At 37.5% G+C, this 16,850-nt stretch carries 15 protein-coding genes; 5 read left to right on the forward strand and 10 right to left on the reverse strand.

Features of this window, described 5'->3' with window-relative positions; all coding sequences use genetic code 11:
- Nucleotides 1-29 precede the first annotated feature (29 nt).
- The 6 genes from H9632_RS17505 to H9632_RS17530 are packed head-to-tail and all read right to left on the reverse strand — an operon-like array spanning nucleotide 30 to nucleotide 6,154.
- Nucleotides 30-1,049 (reverse strand): ABC transporter ATP-binding protein, encoded by a 1,020-nt coding sequence (locus H9632_RS17505; RefSeq protein WP_191705351.1) that lies wholly within the window; start codon nucleotides 1,047-1,049, stop codon nucleotides 30-32.
- Nucleotides 1,039-2,736, reverse strand: a complete 1,698-nt coding sequence (locus tag H9632_RS17510; protein ID WP_191705352.1) for an ABC transporter permease — start codon at nucleotides 2,734-2,736, stop codon at nucleotides 1,039-1,041. The genes H9632_RS17505 and H9632_RS17510 overlap by 11 nt, the downstream gene beginning before the upstream one ends.
- Nucleotides 2,737-2,738: 2 nt before the next feature.
- Nucleotides 2,739-3,776: an ABC transporter substrate-binding protein gene (locus tag H9632_RS17515; RefSeq protein WP_191705353.1), complete on the reverse strand. Its 1,038-nt coding sequence runs from the start codon at nucleotides 3,774-3,776 to the stop codon at nucleotides 2,739-2,741.
- Nucleotides 3,773-4,552, reverse strand: coding sequence for a 5'/3'-nucleotidase SurE (gene surE, locus H9632_RS17520; RefSeq protein ID WP_191705354.1), 780 nt, complete (start codon nucleotides 4,550-4,552; stop codon nucleotides 3,773-3,775). The genes H9632_RS17515 and surE overlap by 4 nt, the downstream gene beginning before the upstream one ends.
- Nucleotides 4,530-5,324, reverse strand: a complete 795-nt coding sequence (locus H9632_RS17525; RefSeq protein WP_191705355.1) for a sugar phosphate isomerase/epimerase family protein — start codon at nucleotides 5,322-5,324, stop codon at nucleotides 4,530-4,532. The genes surE and H9632_RS17525 overlap by 23 nt, the downstream gene beginning before the upstream one ends.
- Nucleotides 5,321-6,154 carry a PHP domain-containing protein gene (locus H9632_RS17530; RefSeq protein WP_191705356.1) on the reverse strand — a complete coding sequence of 278 codons (834 nt, stop codon included), beginning with the start codon at nucleotides 6,152-6,154 and terminating at the stop codon, nucleotides 5,321-5,323. Before H9632_RS17530 ends, H9632_RS17525 begins: the two co-directional genes overlap by 4 nt.
- 947 nt (nucleotides 6,155-7,101) lie before the next feature.
- On the opposite strand from H9632_RS17530, the gene H9632_RS17535 reads away from it, so the two are divergent.
- Complete coding sequence (locus H9632_RS17535) at nucleotides 7,102-7,347, forward strand: hypothetical protein (protein WP_191705357.1); 246 nt, start codon at nucleotides 7,102-7,104, stop codon at nucleotides 7,345-7,347.
- 198 nt (nucleotides 7,348-7,545) lie between these two features.
- Here H9632_RS17535 and H9632_RS17540 read toward each other — a convergent pair whose 3' ends face one another.
- Nucleotides 7,546-7,911, reverse strand: a complete 366-nt coding sequence (locus H9632_RS17540; RefSeq protein WP_191705358.1) for a YxiJ family protein — start codon at nucleotides 7,909-7,911, stop codon at nucleotides 7,546-7,548.
- Between the two features lie 22 nt (nucleotides 7,912-7,933).
- Nucleotides 7,934-8,425, reverse strand: a complete 492-nt coding sequence (locus tag H9632_RS17545) for a hypothetical protein (protein ID WP_191705359.1) — start codon at nucleotides 8,423-8,425, stop codon at nucleotides 7,934-7,936.
- A gap of 387 nt (nucleotides 8,426-8,812) precedes the next feature.
- On the opposite strand from H9632_RS17545, the gene H9632_RS17550 reads away from it, so the two are divergent.
- Entirely contained in the window at nucleotides 8,813-10,333 is a 1,521-nt protein-coding gene (locus H9632_RS17550) for an AbgT family transporter (RefSeq protein WP_191705360.1), read from the forward strand.
- 95 nt (nucleotides 10,334-10,428) lie between these two features.
- A complete protein-coding gene (locus tag H9632_RS17555; RefSeq protein WP_191705361.1) occupies nucleotides 10,429-11,607 on the forward strand; it encodes a M20 family metallopeptidase in 1,179 nt (392 codons plus the stop codon).
- A gap of 613 nt (nucleotides 11,608-12,220) precedes the next feature.
- Here the strand turns inward: H9632_RS17555 and H9632_RS17560 are convergent.
- Both H9632_RS17560 and H9632_RS17565 read right to left on the reverse strand, forming a co-directional pair.
- Entirely contained in the window at nucleotides 12,221-13,870 is a 1,650-nt protein-coding gene (locus H9632_RS17560) for a methyl-accepting chemotaxis protein (RefSeq protein WP_191705362.1), read from the reverse strand.
- Nucleotides 13,871-13,889: 19 nt separating this feature from the next.
- Nucleotides 13,890-14,864: a BMP family lipoprotein gene (locus tag H9632_RS17565; protein ID WP_191705363.1), complete on the reverse strand. Its 975-nt coding sequence runs from the start codon at nucleotides 14,862-14,864 to the stop codon at nucleotides 13,890-13,892.
- A gap of 632 nt (nucleotides 14,865-15,496) precedes the next feature.
- Between H9632_RS17565 and H9632_RS17570 the strand changes: the two genes are divergently transcribed.
- Together H9632_RS17570 and H9632_RS17575 are read left to right on the forward strand one after the other, a co-directional pair.
- Nucleotides 15,497-16,057 carry a GNAT family N-acetyltransferase gene (locus H9632_RS17570; RefSeq protein WP_191705364.1) on the forward strand — a complete coding sequence of 187 codons (561 nt, stop codon included), beginning with the start codon at nucleotides 15,497-15,499 and terminating at the stop codon, nucleotides 16,055-16,057.
- Between the two features lie 195 nt (nucleotides 16,058-16,252).
- Nucleotides 16,253-16,681: a hypothetical protein gene (locus H9632_RS17575; RefSeq protein ID WP_191705365.1), complete on the forward strand. Its 429-nt coding sequence runs from the start codon at nucleotides 16,253-16,255 to the stop codon at nucleotides 16,679-16,681.
- Nucleotides 16,682-16,850: the final 169 nt, after the last annotated feature.

Here is a 16,850-nt window from a genome sequence, read left to right on the forward strand (position 1 = left end):
CATCGCTTCGTCCTTTCATGAGCCGTCCCTCATGTCCCAACTAGCAAGCGTTCACCGATTTGAATGCGAGTGTCTGCATCTGAAACTATGGTTAATTGAGTTTCGTTAGCGAGCGCTGTGTAGATCATTTCTCGGCCTTGGAATTGGACGTTTTGGATTTCGACTTCAATGCCATGTTGATTATCGGCTGTAGGTTTAAGTTGCTCTGGACGTAATGGGCATAAGCCAGCTTGTTTAAATGATGTAGAAACCTTCGGGAAATGCCACGATACATTTGGACTTAATGCTGGGGAAAATTGATCATTGTCCCATGTTCCTTCTAATAGGTTGGCTTTACCTACAAAGTCTGCAACAAAAGGTGTTTCTGGGTAATAATAAATTTCCTGTGGTGTGCCGATTTGTTCGATTTTTCCAGCATTCATAACGACAATTTTATCAGCCATTGCCAATGCTTCTCCCTGATCGTGCGTAACGTAGACGATCGCTTTTTTAAACTGGCGATGAATTTTTTGAATTTCATAGCGCAATTCAATCCGCAGTTTGGCATCAAGACTACTTAACGGCTCATCCATTAAAATCAGTGCAGGTGCGGGACTTAAAGCTCGTGCAATCGCAACTCGCTGCTTTTGCCCGCCGGAAAGTTCATGGGGGTAGCGATCGGCTAAGTGACTCATGCTCATGGCGCTTAACATTTCTTCTACGCGTACATCGGGCTGTTTTTTGAAAGCTTCACTAACAAATCGATGATGCTTTAAAGGAAATGCCACTTGCTCCTTTACTTTCATATGAGGCCATAATGCAAATGATTGGAATACTAAACTAATATTGCGTTGTTCTGGTGGTACCCGGTTCATTAATGCGTCATCCATTAAAAGTTCGCCACTCGTTGGACGTTCAAATCCAGCGAGAATTTTCAGCAGTGTCGTTTTACCACAGCCTGAAGGACCAACAATCGCCACAAATTCACCATCTTCAATTGTTAAATCGATTCCTTTCAAAACATCTGTGGAGCCGAATGATTTTTTTATATTTTTTAATTCAGTGATCATGCGAAACCCTCTTTCTACGTATTATTGCACTTATCCCATAGAGTAATCCGGCGAAAATGGACATGTATAGTAAAACAATAGCGGAAAACGCAGTTGAGTATGTCGTATACCCAGCTTGCTCAAAGTTATAAATTAGCACGCCGATTGTTTCAGCACCGCTTGACCATAGTAAGGAAGAGACCGTTAATTCTGTTAATGTATTTAAAATGACAAGAACAGAGCCGCTAATAATACCTGGTAAAAATAGTGGTAGTAATATAGCTTTCCATTTCGCCCATACCGAAGCACCACTAATATGTGCGGCCTCCTCTAAGTCAGTAGACACTTGCAGAATGGCTGTACTGCTGCCTCGCACTTGCAAAAACATAAAACGTGTAACATAGGCAATAAGTAAAATCCAGATGGAGCCATATATGCCAGGATTCCAACCCGGAATTGGCTGCATCCATGCGAGGATCATCGCTAAAGCTAACACCATACCTGGTAATGTGTACGGAATCGCAACAATCAGCTCAAGTGTTTTCGAAAAAATAGTGTTTTTTCGAATTCGCATATACGCAATAATCGTACCTGCAACAACACAAATAACAGCTGTGGCAATCGCTAATATCGTGCTCGTCTGTAATGCATCTCCAACTTTATTATAGTCGTAAAGTAAAAAGTTATAATTGTATAGCGTGAATGTATCGAGCGTAAGAGGCACTCCATATGTTTTTACGAACGAAGTCTTTAGCATGGAAATTAGGGGTACGATGCTAAATAATAAAACAAGTGCCCAAACGATAATTTCGACTAAGCTACGCCACTTTCCCAAATCTACTCTTGGTGTATGATCGATATAGCTCGTTTCCATTACTTTAGAGCGACGTAAAAGCAGCCACTGAAGACCCGTAACAATAAGGGCGATTAAAGCAAGTAGCACTGATAATGTAGCAGCTCTTGCGAAAGCATTATTTCCGTAGCCGATTACTTCCTGGAAAATGGCTGTACTTAACACCGTAATATTCGCAGGAATTCCTAAAAAAGCAGGGATGCCGAAATTATCTAAATTTGAAAGAAACGCAATCATGCCACCGCCAATAATGCCAGGCAATGATAATGGTAACGTAACGACAATGAATGTTTTGATTCGACTGCCGCCAGATGTACGAATAGCCCACTCAAGTTCTTTTGGAATTCGCTTTAACACGTTTACCGTAAACATATATACTAATGGAAAATGAGAAACACCTAATAAAAATGCGATGCCCGTCAGCGAATATAAATTAACGGTGATCGGTAAATCTTTGACGAATTGGGTCCAAGCAATCGTCACGATATAAGACGGAATAATAAATGGTAACATAATGAAAATTTGAATCCATTTCTTTCCGCGGAAATTGGTATACGCCATAATCCAAGCGAAGGTTACACCTAATACTAAAGCTAAAATTGTAGAGACGACGACAATGAAAGCCGTGTTTTTAAGCATATTCCAAGTGAAAGGCTCACTTAAAATGGTTGTATAATGTTTCAGAGACAATATGCCATCATATTGAAAGCTTTGCCAAACAAGACGCAGAATTGGTACTATGAAAAATATAAAGATAAGTACCGAAGAAAGGGTAATGAGCCCTTTTTTCGATATGAGTAAAGCAGAAGATTTTTGTGTAGCTTTGATATTACTTTGAGTCGAAAAATGCGTCATTCTTATTCCCCAAATAATGTTTTAAATTCATTTTTATCTGATTCGCGTCCATTATATAGCTCTTCTACACTGCTTAATAATACATTAAGTTCATCAACACCTTTAAGTCCTTCTGGTGCTGTAACATCTGAACGAATAGGTGCGTAGCCTAAACTTGCTGCAAGCTCTTGACCTTCTTTAGAAAGAACGAAGTCGATGAAAGCTTGGGCTGCTTTTTCATCTTGAGCATCCTTTACTAATGCGATTGGCTCCGTAATTACCGGTACACCTTCTTCCGGGTAAGTGATGGCTATTGGTGAACCTTCTTTTGCCGCATTATTTACTAAATAGTCTACAATCATTGCGTAGTTGTTTTCACCAGCTTGCAAGCCTTTTAATGCAGCACCATTTCCTTGGACAACTGTCGCTTTGCCTTCTTTTAACGCTTTATAATAATCCCAGCCGAAGTGATCGTTGCGTGTGAAAATTCCTAAATTGTATGCAGCAGCACCTGAATAAAGAGGGCTAGGCATAATCGTTTCATTCGCCTTTTCTGTTAATACGCTCCAGGATGTCGGTGCTTCTGTAACCGCATCTGTGTTATAACCGATTACTGTTGCCATTACTTTTGTGCCGTAATATGTTAAATCTTTGTCAATAAATTCTTCAGAAATATTTTCTTTCTCCGGTGAATCATAGCTTTCTAGTAAATCTTGATTTTTCAAGTTTTCAAATGTTACGTGATCTGCCAGTAACAACACATCTGCTTGAATATCGCCAGCTGTATTTTCTGCTAAAATTTTCCCAACAACTTCCTCTGTTCCTGAACGGAATAATTCAACTTCTATCTCTGGGTATAAATTATTAAACTCTGAAATAAGTTTTGTCGCATCAGCTTCAGGCTGAGAAGTATAGAAGCTAACCGTACCATCAATTGTTGCTTCAGCTTCAGTTGCTGTATTATCGTTTGCGTTGACCTCATTTGCTGTATCTTCCTCAGTCGATCCACATGCTGCTAAAATTGCTGTTGATAATAACGCAGTCATCCATAATTTTTTCATTTTTTAAGAGCTCCTTTTATCAATAATTGTGTTTGTTGTAATAAATCTTGATTGATAAAGCTGACTGTTAAAGGGGTAATGGTTAAATAACCTTGTGTAATTAATGAAAAGTCTGCATTGCCCGCTTCACTTTGTATCGTTTTCCGATAATCTTTTAGCCAATAAAAGAGCTGTCCCATCCCATCTTCAATATGAACATGTTTGTATCGTTTGACCGAAAAATCTAGCTCGGTAACGATAGGCCCTAAATAATGATTGGGCTCAACATATGGTAGATTCACGTTATAGACAGTCCCATTTTTTAAATCTTGGTGAAGAAAATTTTGTAAAAATTGATATAAATATTGTTTTGGGTACTTTAAATTTAATTTTTCCGCATCATAGGCATCTACAGAAATGGCAAATGCTTTATAACCGAGCGAAGCACCTTCAATTGCAGCACTGATCGTCCCGGAGTAGTAGACATCCCTTCCAATATTTGAGCCGAGATTAATACCGGAAATGATAAAGTCGATCGGTTCTTTGACAAGGACATCTAATGCTAGTTTTACACAGTCAGCAGGGGTCCCATCAATGCACCACGCATGAATATGCTCACCGAAAAGATCGGTTTTTTGAATGTTTAACGGCTTACGTAATGTAATTGAATGAGAAATGGCACTTCTTTCTTGGTCGGGACAGCAAACGTACACTTGACCAAAATTACTTAAAACTTCGACAAGAGCACGGACACCAGGTGCAAAAATACCATCATCATTTGTAACTAAAAAGTTCATTATTTATTATCTCCAGCTCCTTCAAATAGTTGAGATGTTGCGTAAACATCGTATTGTCATAGCATAAGCCTTCTAACACAACGGGCACGTTTTGTTCTTTAATGCGATGCCAAAGTGTGTGTGGCAGCAACAATTGTCCCGTACCAAGCGCAACATGAAATTTCTGTTCGGTTGCATCACTTATATGAATTTTATCGATGTTGCGTAACTGACAAAGTTTTTCTTCAATATTATCTTGCAACCCAATATGTGCAATATCGAACGTTGTTTTAAATAATGGGTACTTCTCGAGCAGTCGATTTAATGCTTCGGGCTCAACATATAATTCTTTTGGAAGTTTCTCGAGCAGCTCAAGAGAAATACTAACGCCGGTTTTTTCACTTGCTTTATATAACGTTTTTAAACTTTCATCCATCGCTTGTTCATAAAATATACTTGAATGACTGGCAATCATTTTTCGACCCGGATGAATCGTAACCGATGGGCAGTTTAATGCTTTTGCAATATAGAGCGCGTTTATTACTTCATGAACAGATGCCTTTCGAATTTCTTCATTGAGCGAGGCTAAATTTAAGTCCCAGCTCCGAGCATGGAGAGACACAGCTAGGTTGTATTGCTGCATAAGCTGTTTAATTTTTGGCAGCGACCAATCTTCCAATTGCATTTGCTCCATCCATAATTCAATTCCTTGTAATTCGGCATCATGTACTTTTTGAAAAATAGTTTCCAAAGGCTGTCCCCAAAATAACGTAGTTGCAGCATATAATTTCATACGTTCACACCACTTTTTTTGCTTAATGCTACTAGGAAAGGAACAACATCGGCTTCTTCGTAAACGACAGATCCTGGTAAGTAGGGGCTTCTTGAATGCACACCATGGAAGTCGCTGCCAACTGTTTTATACAGATTATAATTGTCTGCGATTTTCTTGAAATGGATTACTTGTTCCTGACTATGAAGAGGATAAAAGACTTCGATTCCATCAATTCCTTCCGCTATTACTTTTTCTATAGAATAATCAAACTTATAAATTCCTGGATGTGCTAACACAGCCAAACCACCAGCATGATGAATCATTTGAATTGCTTCAGCTGAGGTAGCCCCTTTTCGGACTTCAAAGGCAGGGGCACCTTTTGTTAATAGTTTTTCATAGGCGGCTTGAGTATTTTCAAAATAGCCTAATGACACAAGTTCATCGGCGATATGGGTGCGTACAATGATTCCACCTTCAGCACGCTGTTGAACCTTTTCATAATCGATTGGATAGCCGAGTTGCTGAAGCTTAACCACTATTTTTTTAGACCAGTGAATACGTTCTTCTCTGCGCATATTGCAATAATGGATGAGCTGTTCATTTTGTAAATCCAGACCATATCCTAAAATATGTAGTTCACCGTTTGGTCCATCTGTATTGAATTCCAACGCAGTAATTAAAGTCGATTGAGTAAATTCCGTATTTGCTAGTTGTTCATATGCTTTTATCGTGTCATGATCAGCAATCGCAAAGTGCGTTACTTGTTGTTCGCGTATTAAAGTTACTAGTTGTTCAGGTGTCAACTCGCCATCTGAACAGTTTGTATGCATATGTAAGTCAATAAGCATTGTTATCACCTCCACCGATAACAATACTCGTTAAATGTAAAGGGAAGTATTCGGAAATTATTAATAATTAGTAAATTGTGATTTATCGGAAATATCAGGTGAGTGGCTCATTTTCACAACTTATTTACAATTAATTAACATGCTGTCTTTACATTCTCTCAATAATGGGAGATCAATATGATTATTGAAATTGATTGGGGTGCGGTAATAAGGAGTACGTGCAAGAGATTTTATTGAGGAAAAGGAAAAGGGAAAGGAAAAGGAAAAGGGATTCTATTTTAAAATAATCATAATTTATGAAGATGGTTTGCTAACTGAATTTTTAAGGTAGCAGGCAATTTTGCAAATTTAGTGAGTTTGCAAAGTGGCATTTTAAAATATAAGGTATGGTAACCTGGCACAGAATTGATGTGCACAGGTATAACCAGGCTTTTTTTGTGTTTGTTAAAATCCTAGGAAGGGGGTTATCTAGTTGAAGGGGGTTATCTAGTTGTTTTTTAGCCTTTAATATAAAATCTAATATTTGAAGCCCCATAAGCTGTGCCAGCTAAAATTAAAGTAGTTGGAAAGTAAAATCTAGAAGATAGATGAGGATTCTTTGCTGAAATATACTAAAGATTATGAAATAATGTTCTTAGACTAACGGATAGATTAGCTGATTAAAAGTTTTTTTAGGATTGCGTCAAAAATAGTATTATAAATTTATTAATGGAAGAACAGGAATCTATCTCAAGGGGGAGGATTTTGTTAAAACAGCAAAAATTATAGGCCTCATTGGTTTAATTTTATTTGCATTTTTTAGTGGTTATATAACTGGAAAAGTAAAGTTTAACGAGGCTTCACGGGAAATTAGAATTGGATATGATAACATAGAAAATATTGGACAAATAGATATTGAAAAAGTTATTACAGACACAGAAAATCAAAGGATAGTAGATAACTTTCTAATGATTTACCTACATAAAGAACAACTTTCAAATATTAATGTAAATCTAGATAAGCCAGATGTTCATATTTCAGTAATTAATCCGAAAGAGTCCACGGGCTTAATTGATTCCAGACTATGGTTCACGAATGAAGGGGCTGTTATTGGAGTTCGTTCTGGAGAAGATTGGGATCAAGTCAAATATTTCGAAATCAATATAAATGATGCTAATTACATTAAAGAACAGATTGGTTACCAAGAAGAGTGAGTTATTCTTCAATTAATAGGCGCTTTAGTTCCATGAGGATAGTATAATATTTCGCAAAAACAAACGCTCAGAATCGGAGCGTTTGTTTTTTATATAACTATTTCACTGTTGTAATATAGGCTGATTTTTAGAGCGAAATTAAAAACAATAACTAATGGCATTGAACAACTCCTTACAGTGTTTATAAATAGTTAGAAGTTAATTAAACAACAACTTTAATAACAATTTTCTTGCTTGCTCAAAGGTTATATATTCCTGATAGAAATGATGATAATTTGCTATTTGGTCTTCTAGAAATTCATATTGATAGTGCTCAAAAAAAGATTGAAATAGCATATCGATTTGACCTTGGGGGATTTGATTTATCCTATCACTTAAAACATAACTTAGCGTGCCGGCTATGTTCATACAGTAAAAATGAAAATCATCATAGAAATCCACCTCATCAGGTAATTTCATAAATTCTGTTCGAAAATCTTCCGTTATTTTACTAATATCATTGGTAGGAAATGGTTTTCTTAATTCAGGATCAATTTCGGTTAATTGCTTTAAAATGGCGTTCATAGGATCTCCCTTAATGTTGGTGCTATTTTTTCTTCGCTTTCTTCTTTTTTGATTCATCTTTTTTCTTTTTATCTTTCTTCTTGGACTTTTTCTTTTTTTCCTTTTTTAATTCGGACTTTTGAGATGCCGGTTTTAATTTTTCTAAATCGATTTCAAAGGGAATTAATTCCGCTTTCATACTTTCTTTAAGCTCTTCTCTATAATCTATTTTCCCTTTAGGATATTTAATAATATTGTTTTTTCGTAAATCCTTTTTATTATTATTTAATGCACATGTATCTTCATGTTTAAGAGCATTGGTAATGAAACGTTTATACATCACGCGAGTCTTATTTTCATCATGATAATGTAAGCTATGAGTATCACATCCACCTTGTTTCCACGTGTATTGTGGCGAATCGATATAGTGACGATCTTCTGTATCAATAAAGTAAGTGATGCTTGCAGAATTGGACATAGGATGAAACGTGACAGTAGTGATGTTGTGCTCGTAATCTACTAAGGTATAGTGCATTAAAATACCTCCTAGGTAGTAATAGGTAGTCTTGTAAATAAAATGGTAAATTAAAGAATATTGAATGTCAATATTCTACTGTAACAACTTAAAATAGAACCAAATATCAAAAAAATATATTTAATTTATTTTATTATATGAAGTTTTGTTTGAAAAAAGTATCGAATTTAACGTAAGAATAGCTAATTTCATAATCTAATTGATAAGAAATTCTACTGAAGAGACTACGCAATCCCCCAGATAAAAGACCTCCCTGCAAATAACGTCGCTAAACTAAACACTATTATTATCGAAATATAACAAAAAATCTAAAAATTTGCATAACTAGTTGTTAAGTTTTTCTTGCTTTGTTATTCTTTAAAACATTAATCATCTAGGGGGGCTCATATGGAAAATAAAGTTGTTAAGAAAAAAATGGTGGATAGGTTTTTAGACGGAATAGAACGAGCGGGAAATAAACTACCAGACCCGGTTACGTTATTCGTCATTTTGGCATTTTTTGTTCTTGCGTTATCATTTGTTCTATCAAAAATTGGGGTTTCGGCCGTTAAGCCAGGCACAGACGAAACGATTGAAGTTATTAACCTGTTAAATCGTGAAGGACTTATTCAAATTATTTCAAACATGGTGACGAACTTTACGGGCTTTGCGCCACTTGGGATCGTAGTCGTGACGATGATCGGTATCGGGGTGGCTGAAAACAGTGGCTTAATATCGGCGTTAATGAAAAAAACGGTATTAAGTGCTCCTAAAAAAATCATCTTACCTGTTATTTTATTTACAGGTCTTGTCGGGAATGTTGCCGCAGACGCAGCGTTCATTATTTTACCTCCAATTGCCGCAATGATTTTCATGAGTGTTGGACGAAATCCACTTGTTGGGTTAATCGCTACATATGCAGCAATTGCTGGGGGATTCAGTGCAAATATTATTATTTCGTCTTTAGACGTATTATTACTCGGCATTACAGAAACGGCAGCACAATTGGTTGATCCTACATATACGGGACTTGCAACAATGAACTATTATTTCCTAATTGTTTCAACATTTATTTTAGTCATTGTCGGAAGTTGGGTAACAGTAAAATTCGTAGAGCCTCGCTTTGGTACATACAGTGGGAAAGTAGAAGTGGCTGAACCACTTACAGCTCTAGAAAATAAAGGGCTTCGCTGGGCAGGTATTGTCACGTTAGCCTATATCATTTTAATGGCGATTTTAGTCGTACCGGAATCAGGGCTTTTACGTAATCCAGTAGATAACGGCTTTTTAAACTCACCGTTTATGACGGGGATTGTGCCGATTATGCTGTTCTTCTTCTTACTACCAGGTTTAGCATACGGCATCGTTACGAAAAAGGTGAAATCGGACCGCGATGTTGCAGAACAAATGTTTAAATCAATCGGTGACCTTTCTTCATTCATCGTATTGGCATTCGTAGCAGCGCAAATGATTGCATACTTCGGTTGGAGTAACATTGGACCGATCTTAGCGATTAAAGGTGCAGAGTTTTTACAAAATATGAACTTTACAGGCGCACCAATGTTTATCGGCTTCATTATTATTTGTGCATTGATCAACTTACTGATCGCAAGTGCATCTGCAAAATGGGCTTTACTGGCACCAATTTTTGTACCGATGTTCATGTATTTAAACTATTCACCAGCCGTTACACAAATGGCATACCGTGTAGGGGATTCCATTACGAACCCGGTGACGCCGATGCTTGCATACTTTGCGATTTTACTGGCATTTGCTAGACGCTATGACAAGAATATCGGGATTGGTACGTTAATTTCAGCGTTATTGCCTTATTCAATATTCTTCGCGATTATGTGGATTATTTTATTCGCAATTTGGTTCTTGCTTGGCCTGCCATTAGGTCCTGGCGATGGTATTTTCTTAAAGTAATATTTTAGGATTTTGAACAGTAGCCTTTAGAAGCAGGGAATTACCTGTAATGTTTATTCGAAATACAGACAACTTAGAAAATGGAGACGAGATAAATGACGAATGTATTTGAAATACTAGAACAGAATTTTGATGAAATGGTCGCGATTCGTCGTTACCTACATGAAAACCCAGAGCTTTCACATGAAGAAGTTGAGACACCAAAATATATTGCTGCGTACCATCGTGCCCTTGGACATGAAGTGCGTGAAGGTGTAGGTGGTCGTGGGGTAGTCGCTACTTTAAGAGGCGGCAAGCCAGGTAAAACGGTTGCGCTACGTGCTGATTTTGATGCGCTATCGATTCAGGAGCAAAATGATGTTCCTTATAAATCGAAAGTGGATGGAAGAATGCATGCATGTGGGCATGATGGACATACAGCGTCACTACTTGTATTAGCAAAGGCACTGAACCAGATTCAGGACGAGATTCAAGGGAATGTCGTGTTCATCCACCAATTCGGTGAAGAAATTGCCCCAGGTGGAGCGATTCCGATGATTGAAGACGGCTGCCTGGACGGGGTCGATGTCATTTTCGGTCAGCATTTATGGGCACCGGTCGAGTATGGGAAAATTGCTGTTTGTGAAGGTCCGTTAATGGCTGCAGCAGATGGGTTTTACATTACGATTAAAGGCAAAGGCGGACACGGTGCGAAACCACAGGAAACGAAAGACTCGATTTACATTGGCTCACAATTTGTTGTGAATGCACAGCAGCTATTAAGCCGCCGTATTAATCCTGTGAAACCAGCAGTCGTTTCGATTTGTCACTTTGAAGCGTTAAACCCATTTAACGTCATTGCCGATTCTGTAAAAATTAAAGGTACTGCCCGTGTATTTGATGAAGAAACGCGCGGCATCATTGAACGTGAATTGGAAGACGTCCTGAAGGCGGCTTGCTATGTGATGAAGGCCGATTACGAATACGATTATGTACGCGGCTACTCGGCTGTCATTAATGATCCGGAGACAACAAGATTCTTCATCGAGCAGGCAAAAGAAACGCCAGGTGTCGAGGAAGTGGTCATTTGCGAACCGGAAATGGGTGGGGAGGACTTTGCCTACTATTTAGAAAAAGTACCGGGAACATTTTATTTCACAGGTGCCCGTGACCCTGAGAAAGAAGAAGCTTACCCGCATCACCATCCGAAGTTCGATATCGACGAGCGTGCACTTCTAGTAGCTGCCAATACACTTGCGAAGGCAACGTTGGAGTATTTGAAGAAGCATTCTTAAATTTGAGACGCGAAAAGCTGTTGTGTATAACGGTTTTCGCGTTTTTTTGTACATTTTTAAAATCATACATAAGTAGGGATTTTCGTTATATGCATCACCATTTTTAATAACTTTCACAAAAATAGGTACTAATTATCGCTGTTTTTTAGTAAATTTCTATGTTTCCAATTATCGATAACATCTATGACAATTAACAATTCGCCCTTTATTATGTTAGACTCCTAACCAATCAGTTAGGAAGTATTTTTTTGAAAAAGGATACAGTGATGATTTCGAGGAGGATATAGATGAATTTTTTATCGAGAAGAATTTTAGGAAACACTTTAATCTTCTGGATACTCTTTATAGTATTTGGATCGACAGGTTTTTATTTAGTTTTTATGAAACAGGACCCGAAAGGATTTTATTTTTTATTCTTAATGGTGGGTTTATCCATTCTGTTTGAAAAAGTTTTGTTTAAAAAGGATAAGTAGTGGGGCGTCAAACTGGGGGGATTTCCTCCCTTAAAATTACTAAAGAAGAATCCATTTTTCTAAATCTCTTTTCAAAATGGATTCTTCTTATTTATCGTAAAGGTTCAAGATGGTGAAGCTATTTGAAAGCCGCAGTAAACTTATGTTCTAAACTTCGCCACAATCGCTTGCAATTGTTCGGCAAGACGAGCGAGAGAAGTAGCGGCTGCATTTACTTCTGACATAGATGCCAGTTGTTCCTCAGAAGCTGAGGCAACTGATACAGCATTGTCAGCTGTTGTTTCTGAAACCTTCGCCATTTGTAGCGACTGCTCTGAAACAGATTCTATTTTAGAATGGATGCTGTCGGATACAGTTGAAATCTGATTTACTTGATTTTGTACTTGACCAATAATTGACAATATCTCTTCAAATGTAGCCTTTGTATCATGGGAGATGCTGATTCCTGCATCTACTCGATTCTTAACTTGCTGAATAGAAGAAACAGTTTTCGTCGTATCTGTTTCAATTTCAACTGCAATGCGTGAAATATCGTAAACAGACTGCTTTGTCTGTTCGGAAAGCTTTTTAACTTCGTCTGCAACAACAGCAAAGCCTTTACCAGCTTCACCGGCACGAGCGGCTTCAATCGCAGCATTCAGTGCAAGTAAGTTTGTTTGATCGGAAATATCCTGAACAAGCTTTAAAATATTAACGATTTCTTTCGTACGGCTAGCAAGTAATGTTAATGAATCTGCGGTTTCCTCAACGGTAGAATGAATCAGATTCATTTGAGTTACGGTATTTTCTACATACACCGAACCTTTTTCAATTTTTTCACTTGTTGAAGCTGACAGTGCTGTCGCTTTACCGGCCTGACTAGCAATTTCTTTTGCCTCCTCCAATACATCCTTTGCAAAGGCGGCAGAAGAGCCCGACATTTCTTTTTGCTTGTCTGCTGCATCCGATACATTTTGAATGGATGTGGAAATAAGTTCGGTTCCAAGCATTGTTTCGTCCGCGCTAGCCATGAGCTCCTCGGCAGATGCTGCAACTTGGTCTGAACTGTCAGACACATGTGTAATAATATCCCTTAAATTGTTTGTCATTTGATGGAAGGTAACTTGTAACTCACCTACTTCATCGTTTGTATCCGTGGCATTCAGTTCCACATTTAAATTCCCGGCTGCAATTTCCTTTGCACCGGCTGTTAATCGTCCTATGCGATTGACAATTTTGTTTGTAAAATAAAGTGTTGACACGACACTCAAGAATAAAAGCACGACTGCGGCAATAATCGAAATCCATGTAATGGCTTTAATTTTGTTGCCAAGTTCTTGTTGCATCGCGGTATAGTTTGCACTAACCTCTCGTTTTAGCTCGATTACATCATTTACAATTCCGCGAGTACGCTGTGATTGACGCTTAATTTCTGCAACATTTGTATCCTGCAGTGAGGTAGCTGACGCTTCTGCAATATTTGCAAATTTCTCTTCAAAGCGTGTACTAATCTTTTGTTGGCGGTCTGTTGTAAAGCTGTCTTTCAGATTTTTATAAACCTCTTCTGTTCGCGCTAAATCGGTTTCAATATTATGCTTATTGTTTTCTGATACATTAATTGAATAGACACTTAGTGACTTTTGAAGGCTTTGGACCGTGCTGTTTAATTCCTCAACTGCAACAAGGGAATCCACTACTTCTTCCGTAGAGGCGTTGAGGCTCATAAGCTGGCTAATATTATAAGCAATAATACAGACAGCTAATAGTAGCGGAATCAAGGCCAACATTAATAGTTTCTGTTTTAATTTCATTGTTGTACGACCCTTTCTTCTACTTAATTATCAGTTGCCCGTCTGCAAGCTTTTGCTGAACGTCTTCCAATAGCTTTTTTTCCTCTTCAGTTAAAGACACGACACGAATTGGCGCAAGACTTACACCATTTTCTTTAATGCCAAGCACTTTATCTTTTTCCGAAAGTGCCCCCGTTTCAGCAATTTCTTCGATTGCCTGATAAACAGCTGTATCAACTCGTTTCATCATGGAAGAAACAATTGTATCTTCTGCAAGGAAAAACTGATCGCTGTCCACACCGAATGCATGTACACCTGCTTCCTGTGCCGCTAAAATAGAGCCAACACCTGTAAAGCCGGCAGCGGGATAAATATAGTCCGCACCTTGCTCGATCATATCCCGTGCAATGGAAGCACCAAGTTGATCATCCCCGAAATCCCCGGCAAAAACAGATAAAACTTCTACATCCGGATTTATTTGTTTTGCACCTGCTATAAATCCCGTTTCAAATCGTTTAATTACCGGATTATTTACACCACCGATAAATCCAACAACATTACTTTTTGATTTCATCGCAGCCAGTGCACCGATTAAATAGGAACCTTCATCATCTTTAAAAGTTACATTATGAATATTCGGCAAATCTGATTCTGTATCAATTAATAAAAATTGCTGTTCTGGATAGGCTTTAGCAATCGCTTCCAAATCCTCTTGAACTGTGAAGCCAATACCAATAATTAAATCTTGTCCCTCTGCCATCAGATCTTCCAAACCTTGCTTATATGTACCGCTTATCTCAAGCTCTCGGTAATCGAAGGTAATATCCAACTCATCACGTGCTTTTTCCAGTCCTTCAAACGCAATATCTGAAAACGACTGGTCACCGAGCCCTGCATCTGACAGCATGACACCAATTTTAAATCGTTCCTTTTTTATTTCCTCTGAACTTTCTGAGCAGGCAGAAAGTAAGACTGAAACGAGAAAGCTAAATAAAAACAACCACTTTCTTTTCATTCCATCATTCCTTTACGTATATTACAGAAGTATGACTTCCAACATCTCTCATATTAACGCATACTTACTATTTAATAAATAGAAATAAGAGTTGCAATATATTTATTGAATATTGCGAGTATTCAGTTTGGTAGTGGGAAATTAATTATATTCAATTAGAAGGATATAACACCTTTTAAAAGTAGAATTTGACGAAGTGATTAGTGTTACAGACAAGAGAAGGGAAGGGAAATGTGCCGATGAGTCATTAAGAATGCGTTGCAAGAAAATAAGCGGAGAATTTCCCGTTATTTAGTGAGTGGCCTCTGTTTTTGGGGGAAATAAGGGGAAGTTTTTCCCTTATTGCTCAAAAAATGATACTTTTTCACGCTTTTCTAGTGAATAAGGGGAATTTCTCCCTTTATTTTGGCTGATTTGCGGTTGAATTTCTAAATAAGCGGAATTCTTCCCGTTATTTCAAGCGAGTTTTAAAGGTAGTGTAACATAATTCCAAAAGCATTCTTAAAAATATTCTGTCCCGAATGTTGTATAAACATATTTTTGCTATAATGTAAAAAATGGTATTTTAGGAATTAGAAATTTATCACATAGTGGTGAGGTATATAAAACTAACTAATATTAAGGAGATTCATATGACAGCTGTTAACACTAATCTTTTTAACGGGAATCGCGTAAAACTTTCAATGCCTAGAGAAGAAGACGTTGAAGTTATGCTGAAGTGGGAAGAGGATTCTGAATATCTTCGTAATGTAGATACAGATATAGCTCTTCCTAAATCTAAAGAACAATTGATTTCAGATGGGAAGCCTGCCTTAAATGAAGTATATTTCCGACTTAGAACAATTGATAAAGATCATTTAATTGGATTTGTTACTATTCATAGTATTGAATGGAACAATCGTACGGGGGTCTTGTCCATAGGCATTGGAGAATCTTCTAATCGAAATAAAGGTTACGGGTCAGATGCTTTGAAGCTAATACTTCGTTATGCTTTCCAAGAATTAAATTTGGATCGAGTGGGCTTGGAAGTAATTGAGTATAACAAAGGTGGAATAAAAGCGTATGAAAAGGTTGGTTTTCAACAGGAAGGTAGAAAAAGGTCGGCAGTATATCGCGACGGAAAAAGATACGATGTAATTGTTATGGGAATCTTACATAATGATTGGAAGGCTATCCAGGGTTCTGTTGAATAATAATCTATTATGAAAGGTTTCCAAACAACTATTTGGGAACCTGTTTTGTTTCGCATTTTCGGTAAAAGAGAGGGACTTGGCTGAAATCACTAGGATTTATGAACGACATACGACTGCGAATGGCTTAGCTACCACATTTTCACGATACATTATCCGCATAACTGTTTAAATATATAGATATTTGGGAGTGATTAAATGAAATATGATAGAACTACGTCACGTCAACTTATTCTATCATTAGCGTTTCTAGGTCTTGCTGTAAGTATAGCGAGTATTCCATCTGTAAAATGGGTATCGTTAACGGTATTTATCTTCGGTGTTTGCAATGCTTTTGTAACGTATCAAGTAGTAATAAACAAACATACAATTCGTTATACCATTAAACTCTTTGGATTAAAGATTTATAACAAAAAAATAATTCATACAGATGTTGAAAAAATAACGTTCAAACGAATCGGTTGGAACTCAAAATTAGCGTTCATAAAAGTTCGAAAAGGGCTTTCGATTCGTATTGGTTATTTTAAACCAAATGATGTCTATAAAGATTTAATCGTATTTTGCGAAGAAAATGAAATTCCATATAAGAAAACAAAAGATTACAAGATAATTGAGAATATGGGATAATTCAAGTTTTATCCAAATCTACACCTTCTGAGCAAGAGGGCACTGAAAAAGTCATTCAATTATAAGGAAGGGCATGTTGGAACGAAAATTCGTTCCAACATGCCCTTTTCTTCGATGCCGTTGATTTCCATTGCGGCGGACGCTTTCCGCGGGCACGGCTCCAACTAAA

The organism is Solibacillus merdavium (genome assembly GCF_014836935.1).
Lineage (GTDB): Bacteria > Bacillota > Bacilli > Bacillales_A > Planococcaceae > Solibacillus > Solibacillus ferritrahens.